General features: G+C 72.1%; 12 protein-coding genes, 1 tRNA gene, 1 other RNA gene and 1 pseudogene. 4 read left to right on the forward strand and 11 right to left on the reverse strand.

Features of this window, described 5'->3' with window-relative positions; translation table 11 throughout:
• Nucleotides 1-21 precede the first annotated feature (21 nt).
• Both QQK45_RS04355 and recR read right to left on the reverse strand, forming a co-directional pair.
• Nucleotides 22-579, reverse strand: coding sequence for a DUF5063 domain-containing protein (locus QQK45_RS04355; RefSeq protein WP_284294944.1), 558 nt, complete (start codon nucleotides 577-579; stop codon nucleotides 22-24).
• Between the two features lie 13 nt (nucleotides 580-592).
• The gene (gene recR / locus QQK45_RS04360) at nucleotides 593-1,192 is read right to left on the reverse strand and encodes a recombination mediator RecR (protein ID WP_284292215.1); all 600 of its coding nucleotides are present in this window, start codon (nucleotides 1,190-1,192) and stop codon (nucleotides 593-595) included.
• Between the two features lie 264 nt (nucleotides 1,193-1,456).
• Between recR and QQK45_RS04365 the strand changes: the two genes are divergently transcribed.
• A complete protein-coding gene (locus tag QQK45_RS04365; RefSeq protein WP_284294945.1) occupies nucleotides 1,457-1,894 on the forward strand; it encodes a CocE/NonD family hydrolase C-terminal non-catalytic domain-containing protein in 438 nt (145 codons plus the stop codon).
• Here the strand turns inward: QQK45_RS04365 and QQK45_RS04370 are convergent.
• Both QQK45_RS04370 and QQK45_RS04375 read right to left on the reverse strand, forming a co-directional pair.
• Entirely contained in the window at nucleotides 1,872-2,318 is a 447-nt protein-coding gene (locus tag QQK45_RS04370) for a VOC family protein (protein WP_284292216.1), read from the reverse strand. The genes QQK45_RS04365 and QQK45_RS04370 overlap by 23 nt on opposite strands.
• Before the next feature lie 271 nt (nucleotides 2,319-2,589).
• Nucleotides 2,590-5,214: a DNA polymerase III subunit gamma and tau gene (locus tag QQK45_RS04375; protein WP_284292217.1), complete on the reverse strand. Its 2,625-nt coding sequence runs from the start codon at nucleotides 5,212-5,214 to the stop codon at nucleotides 2,590-2,592.
• 95 nt (nucleotides 5,215-5,309) lie between these two features.
• On the opposite strand from QQK45_RS04375, the pseudogene ppk2 reads away from it, so the two are divergent.
• A pseudogene (gene ppk2 / locus QQK45_RS04380) lies at nucleotides 5,310-6,154 on the forward strand (polyphosphate kinase 2).
• Nucleotides 6,155-6,164: 10 nt separating this feature from the next.
• Here ppk2 and ffs read toward each other — a convergent pair.
• Nucleotides 6,165-6,262, reverse strand: an RNA gene (ffs, locus tag QQK45_RS04385) — signal recognition particle sRNA small type.
• Nucleotides 6,263-6,401: 139 nt separating this feature from the next.
• On the opposite strand from ffs, the gene QQK45_RS04390 reads away from it, so the two are divergent.
• Nucleotides 6,402-6,488, forward strand: a tRNA-Ser gene (locus QQK45_RS04390).
• A 268-nt stretch (nucleotides 6,489-6,756) separates the two neighbouring features.
• Here the strand turns inward: QQK45_RS04390 and QQK45_RS04395 are convergent.
• From QQK45_RS04395 to QQK45_RS04415, 5 genes are all read right to left on the reverse strand, one after another.
• Complete coding sequence (locus tag QQK45_RS04395; RefSeq protein WP_284292218.1) at nucleotides 6,757-7,062, reverse strand: hypothetical protein; 306 nt, start codon at nucleotides 7,060-7,062, stop codon at nucleotides 6,757-6,759.
• Complete coding sequence (locus QQK45_RS04400) at nucleotides 7,020-7,892, reverse strand: WxL protein peptidoglycan domain-containing protein (protein ID WP_284292220.1); 873 nt, start codon at nucleotides 7,890-7,892, stop codon at nucleotides 7,020-7,022. The genes QQK45_RS04395 and QQK45_RS04400 overlap by 43 nt, the downstream gene beginning before the upstream one ends.
• Before the next feature lie 89 nt (nucleotides 7,893-7,981).
• Nucleotides 7,982-9,070, reverse strand: coding sequence for a metallophosphoesterase family protein (locus QQK45_RS04405; RefSeq protein ID WP_284292221.1), 1,089 nt, complete (start codon nucleotides 9,068-9,070; stop codon nucleotides 7,982-7,984).
• A complete protein-coding gene (locus QQK45_RS04410; RefSeq protein WP_284292222.1) occupies nucleotides 9,067-9,960 on the reverse strand; it encodes a purple acid phosphatase family protein in 894 nt (297 codons plus the stop codon). Before QQK45_RS04410 ends, QQK45_RS04405 begins: the two co-directional genes overlap by 4 nt.
• A gap of 133 nt (nucleotides 9,961-10,093) precedes the next feature.
• On the reverse strand, nucleotides 10,094-11,326 hold the full coding sequence (locus QQK45_RS04415) for a HupE/UreJ family protein (RefSeq protein WP_284292224.1): 1,233 nt from the start codon (nucleotides 11,324-11,326) through the stop codon (nucleotides 10,094-10,096).
• Between the two features lie 145 nt (nucleotides 11,327-11,471).
• Here QQK45_RS04415 and QQK45_RS04420 point away from each other — a divergent pair, with 145 nt between their 5' ends.
• A complete protein-coding gene (locus QQK45_RS04420) occupies nucleotides 11,472-12,170 on the forward strand; it encodes a type 1 periplasmic-binding domain-containing protein (RefSeq protein ID WP_284292225.1) in 699 nt (232 codons plus the stop codon).
• A gap of 85 nt (nucleotides 12,171-12,255) precedes the next feature.
• Here the strand turns inward: QQK45_RS04420 and QQK45_RS04425 are convergent, their stop codons facing one another.
• The gene (locus tag QQK45_RS04425) at nucleotides 12,256-18,159 is read right to left on the reverse strand and encodes a family 78 glycoside hydrolase catalytic domain (RefSeq protein ID WP_284292226.1); all 5,904 of its coding nucleotides are present in this window, start codon (nucleotides 18,157-18,159) and stop codon (nucleotides 12,256-12,258) included.
• Nucleotides 18,160-18,257 lie beyond the last annotated feature (98 nt).

An 18,257-nucleotide genomic window follows, 5' to 3' on the forward strand; every position in this document is an offset into this window, starting at 1 on the left:
GGTGCGACGCCCTCCCCGGTGCTACGGCTGGAGGGCGTCGTACTCGGCCTCCGCGGCGACGTCGTCGTCCACGTCGAGGCGCAGGTGCGCGAGCAGGAGCTGGAGCATGCGCAGCGCCGACGACGCCCGCTCGCCCCAGCTCGACAGGTAGGAGAACTGCCACCACCACAGCGCCTCGACGTGGTCGCCGGCGTCGTCGTGGGCGATGCCCTGGGTGAGGGCGTCGGCGACGGTCGCGAGGTCGGCGGACAGGGACGCCTGGCCGGTCTCCGGGCCGAGCACCGGGTCGACGACCTCGACGTAGCCGTCGAGCCCGTCGAGCACGCGGGCGAGCGCGGTCCGCAGCGGGTCGAGGTCGAGGTCGACCTCGCAGTCGGGCTCGAAACGCTCGTCGGGCACGACGTCGACCATCGCCCCGAGCCGGGCGCCGACAGCGAGCAGGTCGGACGTCGCGAGCAGGAGCAGCGGGATCGCCGCGTCGACGGCACGCCCGGACGCGACCTCGGCGACCGTCGCGACGAACGCGCGCGCGTGCCGGCTCGTCGAGGCCGCGACCTCGGCGAGCTCGTCGGGCGCCATCGTGGGCGTCGCGTCAGGCACCGATCACCCTCCTGCCCTCGAACGCACGGCCGAGCGTGACCTCGTCCGCGTACTCCAAGTCTCCGCCCACGGGCAGGCCCGACGCGAGGCGAGTGACCCGGACCCCCATCGGCGTGAGGAGCCGGGCCAGGTAGGTCGCGGTCGCCTCGCCCTCGACGTTCGGGTCGGTCGCGAGGATGACCTCGGTGACCGTCCCGTCGGCGAGGCGCGTCAGCAGCTCCTTGATGCGGAGGTCGTCCGGCCCGACGTTCTCTATGGGGTTGATGGCCCCTCCGAGCACGTGGTACCGGCCACGGAACTCGCGCGTCCGCTCGATCGCGACGACGTCCTTGGGCTCCTCGACGACGCAGATCGTCGCGGGGTTACGGCGCGGGTCGCGGCAGATCTTGCACTGCACGTCCTCCGCGACGTTGCCGCAGATCTCGCAGAAGCGGACCTTCTCCTTGACCTGCGTGAGCGCGTCGGTCAGGCGGCGCACGTCCGCCGGGTCCGAGGCCAGCAGGTGGAACGCGATGCGCTGCGCACTCTTCGGCCCGACGCCGGGGAGTCGGCCGAGCTCGTCGATCAGGTCCTGGACAGCGCCTTCGTACACCCCGCAAGCCTATGCGCCGCCGCCCACCCCCGAGTTGTCAGAACGTGGCCCCCGCATATATGCGCGTGGTTCTGACACACGGTGGGCTCGCCCCGACTGTCAGAACGTGGAGCACGCATACGTGCGCGTCGTTCTGACACGTCGCCGACGTAGGTACCTGGTACCGAACTTACCACCTGTTAACTTCGGGGCTAGCGTGCCTGTGTCCGCACCGCCGCGGCCGGGCTCCCGACGAGCATCGACCCGCTCGACGTCTTCGGCGACCTGGTCGGTGGCCCCGCGAAGGCCGAGGTCGACCTCCCCGGCACGACGGCGCAGTGGTCGTCGGGCGCGCTCGACTCCGCCCTCGACGTCGCCGGCTCCCCCAGCCTGCATCTCGCGGTGAGCGCTCCGGCGAGCGTCGCGACGCAGGGCCTCGGCCCGTCCGGACAGCTCGTCGTGTTCGCGAAGCTCCTCGACGTCGCCCCCGACGGCACGAGCACGCTCGTCGCGGACCAGGTCGCTCCGGCCCGGATCCCCGACGTGACCAAACCCTTCACGGTGACGCTGCCGGCCGTGGTCCACCGGTTCGCGGCCGGGCACCAGCTCCGGCTCGTCGTCGCGGCGGGGTCGGCCAACTACCGCGGCGGCCTGTTCGCGAACCTCGTGACCGTGACGACCGGCACGACGTCGCAGTCGCTCACTCTCCCGGTCGTGGGCTGACGTCCTCGAGGACGGCGACGAGCTCGACCTCGAAGCCGTCGCCGTCCTCGAGGTAGCCCGCGTAGTGGTCGGGGCCGCCCGCGTGCGGGTAGCGCTCCGCGAAGAGCTGCCGCCACCCGTGCCCGACGGCGTCCCTCACCAGCGCGTCGACGTCGCCCGGACCGCCGGCCCAGAAGGCCAGGTGGTTGACGCCGGGGCGCACCCGGTCGTGCGGGACGGGCCGCACGTCGGGGCCCGACTCGAGCACGACGTACGTGTCCCCGAGGTCCCAGCGGGAGCCGTCGGTCCACGTCGACGTGCACGCGTAGCCGAGCCGGTCGAGCAGCCAGCCCCACGGTCCCAGCGCCCGCTCGTGCACGGGCACCCAGAGCTCGACGTGGTGCAACCCACGCGGGGCCGACGGCCCACCGAGCGCCGCCGTCACTCGCGGTGCTCGACTATCTCGTCGATCACGGTCCCGCCGAGGAGCTGCGCGACGAGCGCCGGCCCCACGAGGTTGAACGGGGCGGCGCCGCCGGGCGCCCCGTTCCCTGACCTGCCGGGTCCGCGTCCGCCCTGCGCGCGAGGGCCGGGTGCCGCGTCGTCGTCCCAGGGCGGGCCGTCGTCGTCGGGGGCAGGGGCAGGGCGCGCCGCTGCGGGGGCGGCCGCCTGCGGTCGAGGGGCCGTCGCGGCGGCACGGGCGGCCGCCGCACCGGTCAGGGCGGGAGCGGGCGCCGCTGCGGGAGCCGGGGACGAGGACGGGGGCGCGGCCGACCGTGCGGGGGGCGACCTCCTGCGGCAGGGGCGCCACGCGGAGCCCACGACCCTCCGTCGTCGGGGAACGGGCCGTCGTCCGGCGGCTCCGCGACGGGGATGCCGTCGTAGAACGCCGGGTCGGCTGGAACGGGGCGCGCGTCGGCGTCGGTTCGGGCGGGTGCCGCAGCTCGCGGAGCCTCGCGGGTCGCGTCCTCGGCTGCCCCGTCGGTCTCGGACCGCACGGTCGACGAGGTCGCCGGCGGCGCATCAGCCGGCGACGCGTCAGCCACGTCGTCCTCCGCCGCGCCCTCCGGTCCCGGGGTCTCGCCGCGCGGGACCGACTCGACCGGAACAGCCTCAGCCCGCTCGTCCGCGTTCGACGTGTCTGCGCTCGACAGATCTGCGCCGACGGCGTCGGACGCACCCGGCGGTTCCGCGTCGCCGTCGTCGGCACCTGAAGAGGGAACGGGGGTGTCCGGCACGCTGGACGCGGGCCGGGGCGTGCCCGCGAGCCAGGCTGCGTCCGCTGCCGACACGGCGTCGGACCGGGCCGGCGACGGCGTCGGGGCGCTCGCGGCGCGCTGGTCTGCGGCAGCCGCGTCACCGACGACGCCCGGGGACTCCGTGGCGGGACCTCGCGGGACCTCGCCTCGATCGCCGGGGGTGTCGGAACCGCTGTCGTCGTCGGGGGTCGACTGACGGTGCTCGGCCCGGGGCCGGGCCACGGGCGCGGGCGCTCCACCGACGATCGCACTGACCTTGACCGGGAAGCCGAGGGTCTCGTAGACCGCCTTCTCGACCGCCTCGGACTTGCCGCTCTGGAGCGCGCGCTGCAGGCCCGGCGAGCCGAACGAGAGCGTGAGCACGTTGCCCTCGAGCGACGCGACGGTGGCGTTCGGTGCGACGAGGCTCCACGCGCTCCGGCTGGACCTGGCGAGCGTCGCGAGGACCTCGTCCCAGCGCCGCCGGATCAGCTCGCTCTCGACCTGCGCGACGCCCGCCCCGCCGACGGGCACCGCGGGTGCGGCCGGCGGTGCGGCGGGAGCAGCCGGCGCGGGCACGGCCTCGGGCGCCGGCCGGTCGGGCTCAGCCGGTGCATCCTGCGCATCGTCCATGTCCGCCGGCTCGCCCTCAGGGCGTCCCGGCTCCGGCGGAGCGCTCTCACGCCCCTCCGGCGCGCCCGCGGGGGCCGACGCGGCCGCTCCCGGCTCGCCGTCTGCGGGTCCGGAGGCGGGTACGGGCGCCGGTTCGGGGGTCGCCGGGGGCGCGACGGGAGCCACGGCCGTGGGGCGCTCCGCGCGCGCCGGCACGTCGACCGGCCGTACGGCGCGCGGCGACGGCACGTCCGCGAGCGGCGCAGCCACCGACCCGCCACCGCCGCCGACCCAACCCCGCTCGAGCCGGTCGAGCCGAGCGCCGAACCCGGCTGCGCCGTCGTCGGCCCCGGGGAGCAGGAGCCGTGCGCAGAGCAGCTCGAGGTGCAGGCGGGGGGACGTCGCACCGGTCATCTCGGTGAGCCCGGAGTTCGCGAGGTCCGCGGCGCGCGAGAGCTCGCCGAGGCCGAGCGCGGCGGACTGCGACCGCATGCGGTCGAGCTGGTCCGTGGGCAGGTCGCCGAGCGCCGCGACCGCCTCGCCGTCCGCGACGGCGAGCACGATGAGGTCGCGCAGGCGCTCGAGGAGGTCCTCGACGAACCGCCGCGGCTCGTGGCCCGACTCGATGACGCGCTCGACGACCCGGAACATGCTCGCGCCGTCGCGGGCTGCGAGCGCCCCGACGACGTCGTCGAGCAGGGTGGCGTGCGTGTACCCGAGCAGGGCGACGGCCTGCTCGTAGTCGAGGACGCGGCGGCGCTCCCCGGACTCGCCCGTTCCCGGGGCCTCGTCGGCGCCGGCGATGAGCTGGTCGAGCACGGAGAGCGTGTCGCGGACGGACCCGCCGCCCGCCCGCACGACGAGCGGCAGCACGCCCGACCCGACCTCGACGCCCTCCGCGCGGCACAGCTCGTCCAGGTACGGGACCAGCACGTCCGGGGGGACCAGCCGGAACGGGTAGTGGTGGGTACGGGAGCGAATGGTCCCGATGACCTTGTCGGGCTCCGTCGTGGCGAAGATGAACCGGACGTGCTCGGGCGGCTCCTCGACGATCTTCAGGAGCGCGTTGAACCCCGCCGACGAGACCATGTGGGCCTCGTCGATGATGAACACCTTGTACCGGTCGCGGCTCGGCGCGAAGGTCGCGCGCTCGCGGAGCTCGCGGGCGTCCTCGACGCCGCCGTGGCTCGCCGCGTCGATCTCGACGACGTCGAGGCTGCCCGAGCCGCCGCGCGCGAGGTCGACGCACGAGGGGCACTCGCCGCAGGGCGTGTCGATCGGGTGCTCGGGCGTGTTCTGGTGGCAGTTGAGCGTGCGGGCCAGGATGCGCGCCGACGTCGTCTTGCCGCAGCCGCGCGGCCCGGAGAAGAGGTACGCGTGGTTGACGCGGCCCGTGCGCAGCGCCTGCATGAGCGGCCCCGTCACGTGCTCCTGACCGATGACCTCGGCGAAGGTCTCGGGGCGGTAGCGGCGGTACAGGGCTGTGCTCACCCCGGCAACTGTAGACGCCCCCACCCACCCACCGGCAGGCCGGTCCCCAGGGCCCTCTGGGGGCGCGGGGGCGCCGTCGGGCATAGCGTTCCGCCATGACGAAGAAGGATCGCCGGGCCAAGGCTCGCAAGCTGCCCGACGACGTGTACGAGGCCGAGCTGTTCCGTCTCCAGGCCGAGCTGGTCAAGCTCCAGCAGTGGGTCCGCGCGACGGGGGCGCGCGTCGTCGTCGTGTTCGAGGGCGTGACGCGGCCGGCAAGGGCGGCACGATCAAGCGGATCACCGAGTACCTGAGCCCGCGCGTCGCGCGGATCGCGGCGCTTCCCGTGCCGACCGAGCGCGACAAGACCCAGTGGTACTACCAGCGCTACGTCGCGCACCTGCCCGCGGCGGGCGAGATCGTCCTCTTCGACCGCTCCTGGTACAACCGGGCCGGCGTCGAGAAGGTCATGGGCTACTGCACCCCGCAGGAGCACGCCCGGTTCCTGCGCCAGACGCCGATCTTCGAGCAGATGCTCATCGACGACGGCATCCTGCTGCGCAAGTACTGGTTCTCCGTGTCCGACGCCGAGCAGCTCAAGCGGTTCCGCTCGCGCCTCACGGACCCGGTGCGACGGTGGAAGCTGAGCCCGACGGACCTGGAGTCGATCCACCGCTGGGAGGACTACTCGCGCGCCAAGGACGAGATGTTCGTGCACACGGACCTGCCGGGGAGCCCGTGGTTCGTTGTCGAGTCGGACGTCAAGAAGCACGCGCGGATCAACATGATCAGCCACCTGCTGTCGACGATCCCGTACGAGGACGTCGCCGCCGGCGAGGAGATCGAGCTGCCTGAGCGGCCCGCTGCGTCGCGGGGCTACGAGCGTCCGCCGCGTGAGCTCAGCACCTACGTGCCCGACGTCGCGCTCTCGCTCCTCGGGGACCCCGAGCGCTCGCTCTGACCCCGGGCAAAAGTAAGGACCCCCGCACACCCGTCAGAGCCCGCCTGCCCTTGCTACCTTCCGGTCCTGGGGGAGTTCAGCAGGATGACGCCGCACGAGGGGTCTGCGGACCAGGGTACCGGACCTCGGGCCGGGTCCCGGACGCCGGGGCCTGCCCCGGAGCCCGGTTTCGGCGGGGCCCCGTCCGTCCGGTATCCTCGTGAGGCCGCAGTGCGTGCCGGGCCCGCCCGACGACGCAGCGCGGCGAGGAGGATTCGCCTAGTGGCCTATGGCGCACGCTTGGAAAGCGTGTTGGGTTTAACAGCCCTCGGGGGTTCGAATCCCCCATCCTCCGCAGAACGGATGTCTCGGACATCAGCGAAGGCCCCGGACCACGCAGGTCCGGGGCCTTCTGCGTGGCTGACCCGGTCGTCGAGCTGTAGGGGATCGGGTGTGCCATCGTTGGCCGGCGGCACACCTTCTACCTGGAGCGCCGCCAAGCCGCCCGCCCCTGACGTCCGGGCTCGGGTCAACTCGTCGAGACGGGGGAATCTGCTCTTCCGCGGCCCTCCGAAGAACAGATTCCCCCGTCTCGACGGACCCTCGAGCGTCGGGACCCGGCGTCAGCCCGCGGACCCGGCCTCGGCCCGCTCGCGCAGCGCCTCCGCGACCGCCTCCTCCACGCGCGCCTCCTCGCGCGCCCGACGGCGCCCCCTCCCACGCCGCACGCCCCGGACCACCAGCACGACGACGGCCGTCGCCACGACGAGCACGAGGAGCAGCACCCACGGCACCGCCCACCCGTGGGCGGACCCCTCGACGAGCGAGAGCGACGACGTGGAGCCCGACGCGTCGGTGACGACGGGCGTCACGGCCACGGCTGCGCTCAGGCGCCCGCTCCCGACGACCCCGGGCAGGGTGACGGACACCGGCCAGGACTCCCCGGCAGCAGGTCGGGGGCGGCCGTGGCGGGCGCGGCATCCTTCGAGAACCAACCGAACGGCCCGCTGACCCGGACGGCCTGCTGCGCCGACACGACCGTGTTGCCGGTGTTGTGGAGCGTGTAGGTGACGGTCGCGTCGCCACGGCCGAGCGGGTCCGCCGTGGTCGCGTGGTGCACCCGGACGTCCTCGACGGCGAGCGCCGGTGTCGCCGCGCCGCTGACGTGGAGCGTGAGGCGCACGCCGAGCCGACGGTCGACGTTGATGCCCTCCGCGTCGTCCTTCTGCCGCAGCGACGTGACGACGCCGCCGACGTAGTCGCCGGGGGTCGCGTTCTTCGGGACGTCCACGGCGAAGGGCACGGTGGCGGTCTTGCCCGGCTCGACGGTGATGCTCTTCTTCGCGGCGGTCGTCCACGCGCCGACGCCCACGGACTTCTCCCCCGCGACGAGCAGGTCGAGCCGCCCGTCCTCGGTGGTGCGACCGTCGGCGGCGTAGACGGCGAGCGTGAGCGCGATCTTCCCGTGGTTCGCGACGACGAGGCCGTCGGTCGTGCTGCGACCGGGCGCGAGCGTGTAGGTGAAGCTCGTGCGGTCGGCGCCGCGGTCGTTCGACGCCGTCCGGACGGTCCAGGTCACGTCCTGGTCGCCCGACGACGCCGCGACGAGGCGCGGCGCGGCCGTCACGGGCGTCGTGACGGCGAGACCGACCACGAGCGCGGTCAGCAGGACGACGACGGCGCGGGCGACGCGCGGGAGGCTGCGCCGTCGGGCACCCGGACGGGACGCGGGGGCGGAGGGGACGGTCGGGAAGGTCATGGGGTCCTCGGGGTCGTGCGGGTGGCGGGTAGCCCGGTGGGGTGGACGCCGCACGGCGCCCACCCCACCGGTCCCTGACGGGAGTGCGCTCAGCTGCTCAGCGCGGTGATCGTGAGGGTGGCGCGGTAGCTGCCCTTGTCGACCGTGTCGGGGAGCTGGAGGTCGAGGTCGGCCCCGAGCTTCGCCGTGCCCTTGTCGTGGCCCTGGGCCGCGGAGCCGAGGCCCCGCGACGAGGCGAGGCCGTTGCCGCCGGCGAGGCCGGAGCCCACCGGGGCGCCCGCCTTCGCGCCCGCACCCGACTGGACGAGCTTCGGCGTCCAGCCGAGGTACTTGCCGCCGAACGACTTCGAGCCGTCGGTGAAGTCACCGACGGACGCCGAGACCGACCACGGGGCGTGGGAGCGACGCGTGTCGGTCACGGTGATCGGGTTTATCGCACCCGCGGCCTCGAAGTGGTCGCCCTTGTCGGTGGCCGTGCCGAGGTCGACGAGGCCGTTGTAGCCGTCGATCGTCCAGCCGAACTCGCCCGGCGCGGCCTTCGGGACGGCGACCTGCAGGTCCTCGCCCGAGCCGTGGTACGGGTGCACCGTGACCTTGTCGACGACCGAGCCGACCGGCTGTCCCTGGTCCGTGTTCTTGCACCACGAGACGTTGCCCAGCTCGACGGCCGCGTTCGGCGCCGCGCAGGTGCCCGAGCGCACGTCGGACACCGTGAGCTTGTCGGCCTTGACCTCGACCTTGACGTAGCTGCGGACGTGCTCCTGGTTCGCCACGGAGGCGTACCAGTAGTTGTTCGGGTTCAGCGGGTCGGCGTAGTTGTCGGGCTTCGACGCCGAGGCCGGCACGGGCGCGGTCAGGTCGTAGTACTTCGAGCCCGACGCCGAGTTCGCCGTCACGTACAGCACGCCGCCCGGACCCGGGAAGACGTCGGCCTGGCCGGGCTTCTCGTCGGCGTCCGCCTTCTTGTTGCTGTTGACGAGGTAGCTGCGGGCGTAGCTGTGGTCGTGACCCTGCAGGACGATGTCCACCCCGAGCTTCGAGAAGGTGGCGGGCAGGTCCTTGCGACGCTGGATGTTGTCCGAGTCCTGCGCGTGGTCGGCGACGGAGTACACCGAGTGGTGGTAGACGAGCACCTTCCACTTGGCCTCGTCGCCGTGCTGCTTGATGACGTCGCTCACGTACGCGATGTGCGCGTCGTCACCGCCCCGCCCTGCGAGGTGGCGTAGCTGTTCGAGTTGAGGTCGATGAACAGGACGTCCTTGTAGATGTACCAGTAGTCGCCGCCGGACGTGTTCGACGTCGGGCTGCCGTTCGCGTAGTACGCGGCCGACCGGTCGGTGTTGGGCGTGGAGAAGTGCTGCTCGTATGCCTTGCCGCCGACGTCGTGGTTGCCGATGGTGGCGGCCCACGGGATCTGGCGGAGCTCGTCGGGCGCGAGGAACGCGTCCCACTGCGCCTCCGTGTTGGCGGTCTCGACCTGGTCGCCGCCCGAGACGAGGAGCTCGGCCTTCGGGTTCGCGGCGGTCGCGACGTCGAGGGTGTCCTGCCAGCCCGCCTGGTCCTTGGCGACGTTCCCCGACGACCCGATCTGCGGGTCGCCCAGGAACAGGAAGTCGAAGTCGCCGTCGAAGTCCTGCGTCTTGAAGGAGTAGGTGGGCGACCAGCTCCCCGCCGCACCGACGCGGTACGAGTAGGTGGTGTCCTCCTCGAGGCCGGTGATCGTGGCATGGCGGTTGTAGCCGCCGCTCGTCGCGATGTTCGCGGTGCCGGTCGCGGTGAACTCGGCGCTGTCCGCGGGGAAGGCGCCGCCGTCGAGCGATGCGGTGGGCGCGAGCTGGACCTCCTGGGCGGTGTCCGCGCTCGAGTACCAGCTCACGATCCGCTGGGACTCGTCGGCGCCGACGCCGAGGATGATCCCCTTGAGGGTCGTGGGTGTGTCGTCGGCATGCGCCGGCAGGGCGGCGAGCGCGCCGAACCCGGCGGTCAGGGCGACCGTCGAGGCTGCGGTGAGACCCAGGAGCCGGCGTCGGGCCGGTCCGTGGGGAAGTGCCGCACGGGTCAAAGACATGGGGTGTCCATCCTTCGATCGATGAGTGCTGCTAGGGGCGAGCACAACGTGACGAACCGGGGTGAACGCGGCGTGAACGCGCGGGTGCCGGCGCGGGGCACGCGCGGGAACTCCCTGCCGGCTCACAGCGGCCTCACCCGGTGGTCACACGTTCGAGAAACCACACGAGGCCCATGACGGCGACGCCCGCAGCGACCAGTCCCGTCACCCACGCGCCGGCCCGGGGCGAGCGTCGGCGCAGCAGCGAGAGCAGCGGGAAGACGGCGAGGATGATCCCCAGCTGGACCGCCTCGATCCCGACGTTGAACACGAGCAGCGACCACAGCAGCGACCCGGAGAGCTCGCGGTCGAGGCCGAGCGCTCCCGCGAAGCCGAGCCCGTGCACGAGCCCGAAGCAGAGGACGACGCCGAGCCGGAGCCACCCGGCCCGGTCGAGCCCGAGCGGCCCGCGCGCGAGCTCGAGGCCGGCGTACCGCTCGGCGGGCGAGCGCAACCGCCACAGGTGCCACGCGGCGACGACCGCGATCGACAGCGCGATCACCGGCTCGACGACGCGGGCCGGCACCTCGACGAGCCCCGTCGCCGCGCACACGAACGTGATCGAGTGGGCGACCGTGAACGCGGTCGCCGCGAGGACGATCTCGCGGAGCCGGCGCGAACCGACGATCACCGCGAGCAGGAACAGGATGTGATCGGTGCCCGTGAGCAGGTGCTCCGCGCCGAGCCGGAAGAACGTCCACGTCTCGGCGAGGAGCGACTGGTCGGTCGAGAACGACGGGTGCGACCCGTCGAGCGCCGCTGAGCCGTGCTGCTCGTCGAGCTCGTACGTCACGACGGTCTTGGCGTCCTTGACGTAACCCTCGGAGTCGGGGAACAGCCGGCTCGTGAGCGTGTGCGAGCCGTCCGACGGCGGGCAGGTCTCGTCGAGGACGAGCACCGCGTACGGCACGCCCTCGCGCCGGGTCATGGTCACGGCGCCGTCCTGGACCGGAGTGCACGCGACGTCGCCGGACGAGACGGCGAACCGCCCGGTCACATAGGCGAGGACGGGCGCGGCATGGTCGGCGAGGGCCCGCGCCATGGCGTCCGTGTCGCCGTCGTCGAACGCGGCCTGGCCGGCCTCGTAGAGCGCGTCGACGTGCTGCGTGTCGGCGACGGAGACCACGAGGAGGTCGTACTCGAGCCCGAGCTCGACCCGCACGTGCCCGCGCTCGGGCTGCGTGGCGTCGACGTAGACGGTCGTGCTGAAGCCGTGCGCGGACGCGGTCTGCGCGGGCCACAGAGCGAGGGCGAGCAGCACGAGGACGGGCGCGAGGCGGGTCAGGCGGGCGAGGAAGGCGGTCCGGGCGGTCGTCCGGGGTGGCATGGCGGTCCTTCGTGTCGGGGAGGCGCTCGCACGATGTCGTCACCCGATGAACGCGAGACGGAGGGCGGACGAACGCTCGGCGAACGATCGGCCGCACGGCGTTCGCGCAGGTCGGAGGGTCCGACGCGTGGGGTAGGAAAGGACCGTGCCCCACCGTCCCCGCACCCTGCTCGCCACCGTCGCCGGTGCCCTCGTCGCCTGCGGCCTCGCCGTCGGGGTCGCCGTCGCGCGCGGGGGCGACGACTGGTCCGGTCCCCACGTCGCTCCGACGGCCTCGGGCGTGCTCGCCGCGGACTTCGTCCGCCCGACGGGGACGCCGAGCCCCGAGGCGACGATCACGCCCGCGCCCGGCTCCTGGGACGCCGTCCGGCCGTCCGGGCCGCTGCGCGTCGTGCTGCTCACCACCGACGACGACGGCCCGACCGCCGCGGTCGCGGCCGCGGTGCGCGACTGGGCGGGCGACGAGGATGTGTCGCTGCGGACCGTCGTCTCCCGCGACGCCGCGGACCGGCTCCCGGCCGCGCTGCGGGCGATCGACCTGCACCCCGACCTCGTGATCTCGGCGGGCGAGGCGCTCGTCGACCCGCTCGCCCAGGTGACGCCGAGCCACCTGGACCAGGAGTTCCTCGTGGTCGGGGCCGAGCTCGCGGAGCCGACGGCGAACGTCACGGCCGCGGACTGGTCGGGCGCGTCGTTCCGTGGCGAGGGGCTGGGGGCCTCGTCCGCGTACGACGCCTCGTCGTTCACGCCCGAGCGGTGCGGTGCCGCCGTGCGGGCAGGCGTGGCCTCGGTGCTGAGCGGGCTGACGGGCATCGTGGTCTGGCTCGACGACGCGCCGGCCTGAGACCGGCTGGTTCCGACGGTCGGTGACGACACCGGGGCCGCCCCTCAGCAGAGGAAGCGGCCCCGGCCGGTCGTGGTGGGACCTGCTACTTCTTGGTCACCCGCACGCTCACCTTGTGCGACGTGGAGCCCGCGACGGTGCTGCTGCCCGCGTAGGTAGCGGTCACCTTGTGCGTGCCCTTGCCGGACAGCTTGACCGAGACGCTGGCCTTGCCGTGCGACAGGGCGACCGTCTTGATCGTCTTGCCGTCGACCTTGATCGCAACCTTCCCCGACGGGGTGGATCCGCTCGCGGTGACCCGGACGGTGGCCGTGACCTTGCCGCCCGACCGCACCGACGCGTGGTTCACCTTCAGCGTGGTGGCCGAGGTCGCTTTCGTGACCTTGACCGCCACAGCGCGCGAGGTGGACCCGGCGATGGTGCCGCTGCCCGCGTAGGCCGCGCTCACCTTGTGGGTACCCGTCGTGGCCAGCTTGACCGACGTCGAGACCTGGCCACGCGACAGGCTCACGGTCTTCACCGTCTTGCCGTCGACCTTGATCGCAACCTTCCCCGACGGGGTGAGACCCACCGCGGTCACCTGTGCCGAGACCGTCACGGACGCGCCGGCCTTCACCGATGCGTGGTTCGCCCGCACGACGGTGCTCGACGTCGCCTTCGCGATCTTCGACGTCGACGCCGAAGTCACCGTCACCGTGTCGAACCCGCTCTTCGAGCCCGTCACCGCCACCGAGAGACGCTTGCCGAGGTCAGCCGCGGCCAGGACGTGCGTCGTGCCGGTCGCACCCGTGATGGGCGTCCCGTCACGCAGCCACTGGATCTTCGTGGCGACGCCCTTGGTGTTCCAGGTCCCCGTCGAGGCGGTCAGCCTGGCGCCGACCTTCGCGGTCCCGGACACCTGCGGAGCGACGACGGACTGCAGCGTGTCGACGTCCGAGAGGGTGACCGTCGTGGAGCGCAGGGTCTCCACGTTGCCGGCGAGGTCCGTCGAGGCGTACTCGACGACGTGCTCCCCGAACCCGTCCACCTCGATGGCGTCCGTGCCCGCCTTCTCCCAGGCGCCGCCGTCGACCCGGTAGGTCGTGGAGGCCACCCCGGACAGGGCGTCGGTCGCCGTCAGCTTCAGCGACGCCTGGTCGCTGTGCTCGTTGCCGGAGCCCGTGCTGACCGACAGCGTCGTCTCCGGCGCCGTCTCGTCGATCTTCACGCCGATCGTCCCGGTCGCGCGGTTGCCCGACGCGTCCGTGGCGCGATACGAGAGCGTGTGGTCGCCCTCGCCCGACAGCGCGACCGGACCGGTGTAGTCCTTCCACCCGTCCGTGAGCCCGTACTGCAGGCTCGGCGCCGCGTCACGGGTGTCCGCCGCGGAGACCGCGACCGACACGTCACTGCTGTACCACCCGTCGGTGCCACCGGAACCGGAGACCACCTCGGCGCCCACCGCCGGAGCGGTCGTGTCGGCACCCGCCGGGACGACCCAGAGGTCGGCGATCGACGGGTCTCCGTATCCCGTGGCGTCCTCGGGATACGTGAACGTCACGCGCACGTTCCCGTCGCTGCTGAGTGCCCCGGCGTCGTCGACGAGCAGGTCCGTCGTGACCGTCCCGCCGTTCGCCCCCGTGTTCTTCACGTCGATCTCGCCGAGGTCGACGCCGTTGACGTTCACGTCGAACCGCTTGGTGATGGCGTGGTCGAACGTGCTGATCATGCGCAGCACGTACGGCTGGTCCTTCGGGACGTCGACCGCGGCCGAGAAGTACTGCCCGACCGTGGAGAACGAGTAGCGACGCGTGAGGCCGGCCTCGACGCTCGTGCTGCTCTGCGGCGACGCCTTCACGTCGTGCGCCTGCTCCGAACCGCTCTCGCCGAAGTCGACGTGGTCCGTCGAGTCTGAGGGCGGGGTGGGCAGCATGTACGACAGGGTCTGCTTCGACGTCGCGAGCACAGCGCCTGAGCGGCGCACCTGCAACGTCACGTCGACCTCGTGGTCGGAGTGCTCCTCGGGCAGTGCGACGGGCACGGTGACCTTCTCGGTCGCGCCCGCGGCGAGCACCACGGTCGTGGACGGCACCGACGACCAGCCGTCAGGAAGCTGGGCCGCGACCTGCAGACGCACGGCATGGTCCGAGCCGTTCGTCAGCGGGACGGTGATCGAACCCGACTCGACGGGGACGGTCGTGGCCACGTCGAGCGACCCGTCACCGATGGCCACCCCGGACGTCACCGTCGCGAAGTCGCTGGTCCGCCCGGTGAGCGTGTACGTGTGCCCGTCGACCGTGAAGGTCGTCGTGAAGGTGGCGTCGAAGGAACCGGGGTCCACACCCGACAACACCGGGATGGTGACAGGAACGGTCGCTGTCGCGCCGCCTGCCACGTCGTCCGCGGTGATCGCGGCACTGCCGAGACCCTTGACGTCGACCTTGCCCGAGATCGCGGTGACGGCCTTCTCGCCGTCGTTCACGAGCTGGAGCTGGCACACGGCCGAACCGCCTGCGACGACCGACTCGTCGATCGGCATGAGGGCCACCTTCACGCCCAGCGCCTGGGTGGTCGCGGTCTGGAGCTTCGTCTCGACGTCGGAGAGCGCCGCGTCGATGGAGCCACGGACCGGACCGTCGACCGCCGCCGAGGTCAGCCAGGTCCGAAGACCCGTGACGGCGTCGAGCGCGGACTGCAGCGAGGCGATCTCGTCGGCGGTCTTGCCCGCCACCGCCTCGGCCAGCGCGTCCGACACGTCGGACCGGGCGTCGGCGAGGACGCCCTGGAGGTGGTCGCCCTCCTCCTGCGCGAGGTCACCCGATGCGAGGTCCGTGCTGACGTCCGTGGCGGCCCGGTCGATCGCGTCGAGCGCCTTGCCGATCGTCGCCAGGTCGTCCTGGACCGCGAAGTGGTACGTGCCCGAGCCGATCGAGATCGTCACGGTGCCGCCGGACGCCTTGACGTCCGTGACCCCGTCGGCCTTGTCGAGCGACGAGCCGCCTTCGGTGACCGCCCACTGGTTGTCCGCGTCCAGCACGACCTTCGCGGTGGTGTTGACGGGGACGGTGACCGCGAGGTCGAACTCGCCGTCGGTCGTGCTCCAGTCGGTCGAGATCTCGCCGTACGCGGACTGGTAGGTCTCCGCCGCGTGCGTGAGTCCCCCGCCCGGGACGGGCTGGATGGTCATGGTCTTGTAGCCGGCCGACGTCGAGGTGACGCCACCGATCGTCTTGTACATCCAGTCACCCACGGCGCCGTAGGCGTAGTGGTTGAAGGAGTTCATCGCCGGGTCCTCGAACGACCCGTCCGCGCGGATGGAGTCCCAGCGCTCCCACATCGTGGTGGCACCGTTCTCCACCTCGTACAGCCACGACGGGTACGTCTTGTTGCCGAGGAGCTGGTAGGCGACGTCGTTGCGGCCGACGGCGGTCAGTGCGGGCAGCAGCCAGGGCGTGCCCACGAAGCCCGTCGTCAGATGGTCGCCGTCCTCGTGGATCTTCGCGACGAACTTCGCGCCCACCGCCTCGATCTGCGCGGCCGGGACGAGGTTCATACCGAGCGCCATCGCGTAGCCGGTCTGCGTGCCGTTGCCGACGGTGCCGTCAGCGGCCACGTAGGCCTTGGCGAAGGCCGCCCGGACGCGCTCGGCGAGGTCGGCGTACGTCGCGGCGTCATCAGTCTTGCCGATCGCGGCCGCCATCTTCGACATCATCTCGGCGTCCTGCGCGAAGTACGCGGTCCCGAGCACCCCGTTGGGCGTCGACCCGCCGAGGCTCAGCCAGTCGCCGTAGACGCCGCGGTCGGAGTCGATGAGGTCGGCACCCGCGGAGGACTCGACATGACCCATGAACTTCTTCATGGCGTCGTAGTTCTCCTCGACGATCGAGGTGTCGCCGTACGCGTCGAAGACCGAGTAGGGCACGGTCACCATCGCGTCTTCCCAGGCGATGCCGCCTGCGCCGCTCGCGACGCCGTTGAAGTTCGGGGCGACGCCGTCGAGGTGACCGTCGTCGTACTGGGTGTCACGCATGTCGGCCGTGAACTTCTTCATGAAGGCACGCGTGTCACGCAGGTCGGCCGCGGTCGGCGAGAACACGTTGATGTCGCCGAGCCACCCGAGCCGCTCGTCGCGCGCCGGGGTGTCCGTGGGCACCGACAGGAAGTTTCCGCGCTGGCCCCACGAGATGTTGCTCAGGAGCTGGTTGAGCTGGGCGTTCGAGGTCGTGAGCGAACCGGACTGCGCGAGGTCGCTGCCCCACACCTCCGTCTTGACGTCCGACAGCGCGGGCGCCGAGGACAGGCCCGTGATCTCGATGTAGCGGAAACCGTGGAACGTGAAGGTCGGCGTGTACGTGACCGTCCCGTCCTCGGCGAACGTGTAGTGGTCGGTCGCCTTCGCGGACCGCAGGTTGGTCGTGTAGAGCGTGCCGTCCGGGTTGAGCACCTCGCCGTAGCGGAAGGTGACCGTCTGGCCCTTGTGACCCGTGATCGTGAACTGGCCGACGCCGACGGCGTTCTGACCCATGTCGTAGATGTACGCGCCGGCCGGGTGCTCCGCCACGCTCTGCGCGCCGAGCACGTCCGTCGTGCGGACGGGCTCGTCGGGCTGCGGGACGAGCAGCGCCGTCTCCTTGTCGCTGTTCGGGATCGTCGACGCCGCGTTCCAGCCGCTGGCGTCGAACGAGGCCGTGTCATAGCCGTCCTGCGCGGCGGCGGCGTCGTAGGTCTCACCGTCGAGGTTGTCGGCGACGTCGAACGGGCCGTCGTGCCATGCCCAGCTCGGGTCCGTCTCGACCACCTGGCTCGTCCCGTCCGTGTAGTCGATCCGCAGCTGGGCGATGAGAGCGTTCGTCGAGCCCCAGAAGTCCGGCGAGAGCCAGGCGTTCTTGCCCGAGTACCAGCCCGAGCCGATCGCGGCGCCGATGGCGTTCTCACCCGAGGCGATCAGGTCGGTGACGTCGTACGTCTGCGACTGGATGCGGGAGTCGTACTCCGTTTCCCCCGGCGCCAGGTGCTGGTCGCCGACCGCCTTGCCATCGATCGAGAGCTGGTAGACGCCGAGCGCGGAGGCGTAGAGGCGAGCGGACTTGACCGTCTTCCCCTGATCCGTGGCGAAGGTGTCCCGCAGCAGGGGGAGCGGCTTGGTGTACGTCGCTTCCTGCCCGTCGGCCACCACAAGGGTCGATCCGGAGACCGTTCCGCCCGTGAAAGGATTCACACCGGCGCCGAAATCGGTCGACAGCAACGACTTGCCTGCGGCCGATTCGACACTGACGGACTGCACGGTCGCGGACTCGCCCGCCGAGCTGCGCAGGCCGACGTAGCCGGAGGCGAACGTCGTGTCGGTGCGCGTGTCGACCTCCTTGCCGTCGAGCAAGGTGGTGATGGTCGAGCCAGAGGTCGTGATCGTGAGCGTGTGCTCGCCCGCGAGCAGGTCCTTCGCGCTCACGACGCTCGAGATGTCCTTGTCCTCGAGCACCGTGAAGGAGCCGTTGACCTTGACGTGCATCCGCAGGTGCGCGGCGCCGGTCACCGTGGTCAGCTGCCACATGTAGCCGTTGCTCGCGTCCTGCGAACGGAAGTAGACGCCGGCAGCGACCTTGTCGATGTGGAGCTTCGTGGTCACCGTGTAGTCGGCCCAGCCCGCCGCCGCGGCGTCCCCGCCGTTGGTGATCCACTGGGCCGACCAGTCGTCCGGCGAGAGCATGCCGGTCTCGAACGATGCGGCTTCGCTCCAGTCGGACTCCTGACCGGCGCCGTCCCAGATCTTGGCCTGCCAGGTGTAGCGGGTCTGGGAGGCCAGCTTGCTCCCGCCGTAGGCGATCGACGTCTGGGCGTCGGACGTCACCCTGCCGCTGTCCCAGACCTTCTTGCCGTCCCCGTCGAGGACGCGGATCTGGTAGGCCGACTGCGTGACGCCCCGTGCGGCCGACCGGGTGGTCCAGCCGAACGCCGGGTCGTCGGCGATGCCGAGCGGGTCGACGCGGCCGTTGACGGTCAGGCCGGTCACGGTCTCGCCTGAGTCCGCCGAGGCGGGTGCTGCGAGGGCTGTGGCCGGTATGGCGACGCCCGTCAGGCCGAGTAGTAATCCTACGGAAACGGTGATGC

Origin of the sequence: Luteimicrobium album, assembly GCF_030161555.1 — a bacterium.
Lineage (GTDB): Bacteria > Actinomycetota > Actinomycetes > Actinomycetales > Cellulomonadaceae > Luteimicrobium > Luteimicrobium album.